The 6,934-nt window shown below is 44.2% G+C and carries 6 protein-coding genes; 1 reads left to right on the forward strand and 5 read right to left on the reverse strand.

The features are described from left to right. On the forward strand, window positions 1-1,074 hold a 1,074-nt coding region (locus AC1DUA_RS16765; protein WP_477500850.1), incomplete at its 5' end, for a two-component system sensor histidine kinase NtrB. Window positions 1,075-2,129: 1,055 nt separating this feature from the next. On the opposite strand, the gene phoU is transcribed toward AC1DUA_RS16765, so the two are convergent. The 5 genes from phoU to AC1DUA_RS16790 all read right to left on the reverse strand — a co-directional run bounded on the left by phoU (window position 2,130) and on the right by AC1DUA_RS16790 (window position 6,486). Continuing rightward, on the reverse strand, window positions 2,130-2,789 hold the full coding sequence (gene phoU, locus AC1DUA_RS16770) for a phosphate signaling complex protein PhoU (protein ID WP_477500851.1): 660 nt from the start codon (window positions 2,787-2,789) through the stop codon (window positions 2,130-2,132). Window positions 2,790-2,813: 24 nt separating this feature from the next. Beyond that, window positions 2,814-3,587: a phosphate ABC transporter ATP-binding protein PstB gene (pstB, locus tag AC1DUA_RS16775; protein WP_477500852.1), complete on the reverse strand. Its 774-nt coding sequence runs from the start codon at window positions 3,585-3,587 to the stop codon at window positions 2,814-2,816. 2 nt (window positions 3,588-3,589) lie between these two features. Then, window positions 3,590-4,447: a phosphate ABC transporter permease PstA gene (gene pstA / locus AC1DUA_RS16780; protein ID WP_145659408.1), complete on the reverse strand. Its 858-nt coding sequence runs from the start codon at window positions 4,445-4,447 to the stop codon at window positions 3,590-3,592. Then, window positions 4,444-5,382, reverse strand: coding sequence for a phosphate ABC transporter permease subunit PstC (pstC, locus tag AC1DUA_RS16785; protein WP_477500853.1), 939 nt, complete (start codon window positions 5,380-5,382; stop codon window positions 4,444-4,446). The genes pstA and pstC overlap by 4 nt, the downstream gene beginning before the upstream one ends. Before the next feature lie 180 nt (window positions 5,383-5,562). Further along, window positions 5,563-6,486 carry a phosphate ABC transporter substrate-binding protein gene (locus AC1DUA_RS16790; protein ID WP_477500854.1) on the reverse strand — a complete coding sequence of 308 codons (924 nt, stop codon included), beginning with the start codon at window positions 6,484-6,486 and terminating at the stop codon, window positions 5,563-5,565. Window positions 6,487-6,934: the final 448 nt, after the last annotated feature.

Consider the following 6,934-nt stretch of genomic DNA (forward strand, 5'->3'; position numbering starts at 1 on the left):
CAATGGGTCGAAGAACGGACTACAGAACTAGTAGATGCCCATGAGAAGCTGCTAAAGTCTCAGGACCATTTCAAGAAAATGTTCATGCTCTCCCCTTCTTTGATGGCCATCCGCCGTCTGCCGGATCTTACTTATATCGAAATAAATGAAAGCTGGAAGCAATATACGGGGTATGGCGACGAAATCATTGGCACCAATATGGATCTATACCGAACGGATTCCGGAGAATCCATGAGCTGTGATGAGGTTGTTCATAACTACAAAGTGAAATATGAAACCAAAGCCAAGGAGACACGGACGGCTCTTCTCTCTACGGAGATCATCGATATCGAGAATGAGAGCTGTTTGCTGCAGGTGGCAGTCGACATTACGGAGAGTTTGCGTTTTGAGACGGAGATGGCACGACTTGCTCAGCTGAATCTGGTCGGGGAAATGGCCGCTGGCATCGCCCACGAAATCCGTAATCCGATGACGACGATACGCGGCTTTCTGCAATTGTTTCGTGAAAACGATCGCAATATGCAAAAAGAGTACATTCCGATTATGCTCGAGGAGCTGGATCGGGCTAACGAAATCATTACCGAATATTTGTCGCTGGCCAAAAATAAACAATCTCATCAACAGCCGGATCAAATTAATCGGATCATCGAGATGCTACTTCCCCTTATACAAGCTGAAGCTGTAATGTCTGGCAAGCACGTACAGTTCCAATTCGTTGATTGCGCTGTTATTCATCTTGATGACAAAGAAATGCGGCAGCTAATTCTTAATATGTGTATGAATGGGCTTGAGGCGATGACGATTGGCGGGACGCTTACCATCCAAACCTTCGAAGAAAACGGATATGTCGTCTTGTTGATTTCGGACGAGGGGACAGGCATTGATGAGAAGCATCTGGAGAAGCTGGGACGCCCTTTCTTCACAACGAAGGATGAAGGCACAGGTCTTGGCCTAGCCATCTGCTACAGCATCGCTGCTAGGCACAAGGCCTCTATTGAGGTGCAGTCCAGTTCGGAGGGGACGACTTTTCTTATTCGTTTCCCTATTCCTGAGGATAGAATCGAACTTAATTAGGATCATTCATGCTGGCTGCGTTGTGCGCGGATTGGTTGAGGCAATCTCCGCGGCATTACGCGGATCAATGGCAATGGCACGGACAAGGTAATGGCAAAAAAAGACCATAGAACTAAGCGGAATCCGCTTGGTTTTACGGTCTTTTTTGATCTGGGATCTCCTACGACAGTAATAATTCAGTCGAGCCTTGGGAATAGGGCAACGGAGTGGATTGATTGATTACTTAATCACTCCATTAATTATGCCGATTACTACTGCTGTTTTCTGCATCTGAGCCACTCTAGTGTGATTAAATGGAATTTCTACCGCTAATTCCACCATTTCCTGCCAAAATCGTCCGCCAGCCCGATTTAGATGCAGTTTCTACCGTTATTTCGTCCGATTGCCCGGCGTAGCGCAGAATAACGGTAGATTTTACCTCTGTTCAGCTGAGGCAGCGTGCTTAGGACTGTTTCGGCTTTTCGGCTGAGTCATCGGGAACTGACTACGGGGCGGATTGGTGGATTGGTGGATTGGTGGATTGGTGGATTGATTAATTGATTGAATATCGACTGTTTGATTACTTAATCAATCCATCATTTACGCCGAATACTACTGCTGTTTTCTGCATCTGAGCCACTCTAGTGTGATTAAATGGAATTTCTACCGCTAATTCCACCATTTCCTGCCAAAATCGGCCGCCAGCGACGATTTAGATGCAGTATCTACCGCTATATCGTCCGATTGCCCGGTATAGCGCAGAATAACGGTAGATTTTACCTCTACTCCAGCTGAGACAGCGTGCCTTAGAACTTTTTAGCTGAGTCATCGGGGACTCTGCCCACCTATCAGGGGAAACCAGTTATTCCACTCAAAGTGTAACTACAGGATCTCATTCGACCACTGAGGCACGTTATTCAAATGAAACCGGCAAATAAACGACCGTAGTTCATCTAGCAGACGGAAAATGGTACTTACAGGGGGAATAGCAGACTCTAGTTTCCAAAATAAAAAAAGACCACCCAAAAGTAGAAATCCTACCTCGGACAGCCTATCTTTTATAGAACCATAAAACGTTACACGTTCAAATCTTTACGTTTCCCAGTCACCATATAAATAACGCCTTCACCAATATTGGTCGTGTGATCCGCTACCCGCTCCAGGAAATGCGCAACTAGCAGCAAATGAGTCAACTGACGATTACGGTGATAATCGGAATTCATCATCCCCATCAACTCTGTCATCACAGTGCTGTACATTTTATCTACACGATCATCCTTCTCAGCTAGAGCTGCAGCACGATGAACATCGCGCTCCGTGTAGGACAGAAGGCTCTCTTGCAGCATTTCGATGGCGATATTCGCCATCTGTGGAATCGTTTCAAGAGGCTTCACAAGTTCTTCTCCCGCAAAGCGGATCGTAATTTTGGCGATGTCTACCGCATGATCGGCAATACGCTCCAAATCAATGGCAATTTTGAGTGCTGTGCCAATAATGCGCAGATCACTTGCCATAGGCTGCTGCAAAGCAATGAGACGCAGCGACAGTTCATCAATCCTCGTTAAATAATCATCGATCTGATCGTCATTGTTAATCACTTGCTGTGCAGCTTTCTCATCGAGCGTTGCGAGGGAGTTAACGGACGTAAGAATCAATTCCTTGACGCTTTCCCCCATCTCAAGTAGTTCTTTTTGCAACAAAGTTAATGATTGATGAAACCCGGGTCTTGCATCCATGTACGTTGCCCCTTCCAGTAATTATTAGCCGAATCTTCCAGTGATGTAATCTTCGGTACGTTGATCGTTCGGATTTGTAAAGATTTTATCTGTTTTGTCAGTTTCGACTAGGTACCCGTTCAAGAAAAAGGATGTCATATCGGAAATCCTAGCAGCTTGCTGCATGTTGTGAGTTACGATAATGATCGTATATTTGTCTTTCAGGGTTTGTGTAAGTTCTTCTACTTTCAGCGTTGAAATTGGGTCTAAGGCCGAAGTCGGCTCATCCATCAAAAGAACATCCGGCTCGACTGCGAGCAAACGAGCGATACATAAGCGCTGTTGTTGCCCACCTGACAATCCAAGCGCGGATTTGTTCAAACGATCCTTAACTTCATCCCATAACGCGGCTTGTACAAGACTGCGTTCTACGATTTCATCGAGCAATGATTTTTTCTTGATGCCGTGAATGCGTGGACCATAAGCAATATTGTCATAGATACTCATCGGAAAAGGGTTAGGACGTTGGAATACCATTCCCACTCGCTTACGCAATGAAACTACATCAGAATCAGAACCATAGATGTTATGGCCGTCTACTGCTACATTTCCAGTAATACGAACGCTGTCAATCAAATCATTCATCCGGTTCAATGTACGTAGGAACGTTGATTTCCCACAGCCTGACGGTCCGATCAATGCCGCGATACTACCTTTTTCAATCGTCAAGTCGATATCATGAAGCGCGTGATTCTCACCGTAAAATAAATTCAATTTATCTGCTTTGATCTTTGTTTTTGTCATGGTTGAAGTCGACATTGTTATTTCCCCCCGGAAAGTCTTTTTTGTAAGATTCGGCTTGGTATGCTGACCAACAGGTTAAAGATAAGTACAACGATCAGAAGCAACGCGGCACTTCCCTTGGCAATGTCTTTCGCATCTGGAACAAGCGCTTCAGCACCCACATACCAAAGATGAACGGATAACGTCTCACCCATGTTCAGCGGGTTGAAATCTGGGAAGAACCGGGAAACCGATAACCCAGCTGTGTAAATAAGAATCGCGGATTCACCTAATGCACGACCTGCAATCAGCGTGATTCCTGTAATCAAGCTAGGTAGTGCTGCGGGAATAAGTACTTTACGAATCGCCTGCCACTTGGTCGAACCCAGCGCTAAGCTTGCTTCCCAATAGGACTCCGGAACCGTGCGGATCGATTCTTCTGTGACCCTCACCATTACTGGCAAGTTCAACAGGGCAACCGTCGCCGCGCCGCCGATAATGGAAAACTTCAGCCCGAGCAAATTGGCGAATAGCAAGAATCCAAACAATCCAAAAACGATGGAAGGTACAGAAGACAAAGCCTCTACGGAAATACGGACAAGATCAGTAAACCAATTTTTTTGTGCGTAAATAGCTAAGTATATGCCTGAGAATAATCCGATTGGAATAGAAATCAAGAGAGATAGGAACAAGACATAGAAAGAGTTGAACAGTTGAGGCCCGACTCCTCCTCCAGCCTTGATCTCTTCAGGCTTTCCGAAGATGAAATGCCAGGACAGATGAGGAATGCCATCCCCTAGAATTCGAATGAGAAACCAAGCCAAAATTCCTATGATAACAATGCCTGATGCCCAAAAATATACCGTAGCAATCCGGTCTGTTGATTTACTTGTCATTTCACTTCACTCCTTTTGGCAACAACACGAATTATGATGATTAAGGATAAGGAGATTACAAGTAAAAGCAGCGCCATCATGTATAAGGCATTGTTCCATGTTGATCCGTAATTCGTATTACCCATGTCCTTGACGATTGCCGTTGTTAGTACGGTGGTAGAATCCAATAGCGATTTTGGCATTTGTGGCGAGTTACCAATTACCATGAATACAGCCATGGTTTCTCCAATTGCACGGCCCATCCCCAGAATAATTGCAGTTAAAATACCCGGTCTAGCAGCCGGCAGCAACACGCGCCACATCGTTTGCCAGCGTGTTGCTCCAAGCGCTAGAGATGCTTCCTCCAGACGGCCAGGAAGTGCGCGGATAGCGTCCTCTGAGATGGAGAGAATAGTTGGTAGAATCATAATCGCTAATATGATAGAAGCAGGCAGTATGCCGTAAGCGACATCGCCAGTTACTTTACCTAAGAAAGGAACAATGACTGTCATCCCGATCAAACCATAGACGACCGAAGGAATCCCTACGAACAGATCAGTCGCTGGACGCATGATTTCGCGCATCCATTTTGGAGCAATTTTGGCCATGAATAATGCGCCGGACAAAGCCAGCGGTACTGAAATGACGACAGAAACAAGCGTCATCAGCAAGGTGCTGTATAAGAAAGGAAACGCTCCGAATTTATTCGAGCCTGGTGTCCAGTCCGTCGAGAAGAAAAACTCTAAAGGACTTACTCCCTGAAATGTCTTGATCCCTTGCATACCTACGAAAACAATGATTGAGAAAATAATCGCCGATACAAGAGCAGCACTAATGACAAACACCCATCGCATGATGCTGTCTTGTCTATGTTGTCCTCGGGTCCATTTGGAAACAACTGGACGGCTTTTGCTGTCTGAACTCGCACTTGATAGTTTGTCTGCTACGGAATTCACTGGGTTAATCCCCCTTTATTTAATACCACATGCCCTAACATGTCATACTGTTATGATAGGACATGATTGTCATTGGATCATTAATGAATTGTAAAGGCAATGTAAAAGTTTAATCATTCGTGATCTCGCATAGCAAAAAGAGCGCCCGCATGATGCGTACGCTCTTGATGAGAAATCCGATTATTTTTTAAGCAAATCAGCAGGCAAGAATTTCAAATCACGAACTTGTTTACCTTGGAATTCTTTGCTGGACATATACTCGATGAAAGCTTTAGCTGGATCTTTTGCTTCACCTTTCGTGTACATGTGCTCAACACCAAATAGTTTGTAAGTACCGTTTTTGATGTTTTCTTCGGAGAAAGCAACTCCGTCAAGTTTCAATGCTTTAACTGTATCGTCGATGTAAGGAGTATCAACATAACCGATGGAGCTGGATTGACCAACTACAGCTGTTTTCATTGCACCACTGTTTTCTTGTGTAATACCGTCTTTTGTGAAATCTTTACCATCAAGGATGATCGTTTTCACTAGTGTACGGGAACCTGAGCTATCTGGACGGTGTACAAGAACGATTTTCGCATCGTTACCGCCAACTTCTTTCCAGTTCGTGATTTTACCCATGTAGATGTCAGCTGCTTGTTGTTTTGTTACGTTGTCTACTTTAACGTCTTTGTTAACGATGAATGCGAAAGGAGCGATTGCTACTTGGTGGTCAACTAGACCTTTATCTTTATATTCAGCGCCTGGCTCTACGTCGGAGTTACCGATATCGGAAGTGCCATCAGCTACGTTTTTAATTCCTGTGCCTGAACCACCAGCTGTAACGTTGATCGTTACTTTTGGGTTCTTTTCCATAAATTCAGTTGCCGCTTGCTTAACTAGTGGAAGCAATGCGCTTGAACCGGAAGCAGTGATCGTACCAGTAAGTTCTGTTTTAGGTGTATCAGAAGGCTTAGCAGACGCTGTAGCAGCTGTAGTTGCAGCAGGTGTTGCGGAAGCAGCGCCGTTTGTTTCTGTTTTAGCTCCGCATCCAACCAATGACCCCATCATTAATACCGCGGATAGAGATAATGTAATTCCTTTTTTCGACATGAACTTGAACATAGTCAGCATGTCCTCCTTTTATTTTATGTTGCTTCTCTAGTTAGTTTCGATTTCAATTGTTTGTCCCTCGCAACTAACTTACAAATACATCGTAACAATCGAATGTAAATTCCAAACCCATGAAACGTAAACGTAATGTAAAACTTTTTCATAGGACTTTCGATAGAGTTGTATGGTTAATTTTACATCTTATTAACACAGTTCGACGCTTTAGTTAATAGAAGTCTCCTATATTTATAAGTAGAAACAAGAAACGCGTCATATCTTGTCTATTTATGGGGGGATGAATGTGAGCCGGTTATTTTTCTTCAATATGACCATGCGTTCCAAATTAATCGTCAGTTTCAGTGGGGTGCTCTTGATTTTTCTAGCTGTAGCTTATTTCAATCTTCATCAGGTTAGTCAAATCAAACAACATATGAATGATCAGAACGACAAGGTGGAACTC

The sequence above is a fragment of the Paenibacillus sp. 01T422 genome, assembly GCF_056398785.1.

What these genes read in the sequence shown, in the direction of transcription:
- phoU (WP_477500851.1), bottom strand. Translation starts at nt 2,789, where the DNA reads ATGGATGCAAGACCCGGGTTTCATCAATCATTAACTTTGTTGCAAAAA.
- pstB (WP_477500852.1), bottom strand. Translation starts at nt 3,587, where the DNA reads ATGTCGACTTCAACCATGACAAAAACAAAGATCAAAGCAGATAAATTG.
- pstA (WP_145659408.1), bottom strand. Translation starts at nt 4,447, where the DNA reads ATGACAAGTAAATCAACAGACCGGATTGCTACGGTATATTTTTGGGCA.
- AC1DUA_RS16790 (WP_477500854.1), bottom strand. Translation starts at nt 6,486, where the DNA reads ATGTTCAAGTTCATGTCGAAAAAAGGAATTACATTATCTCTATCCGCG.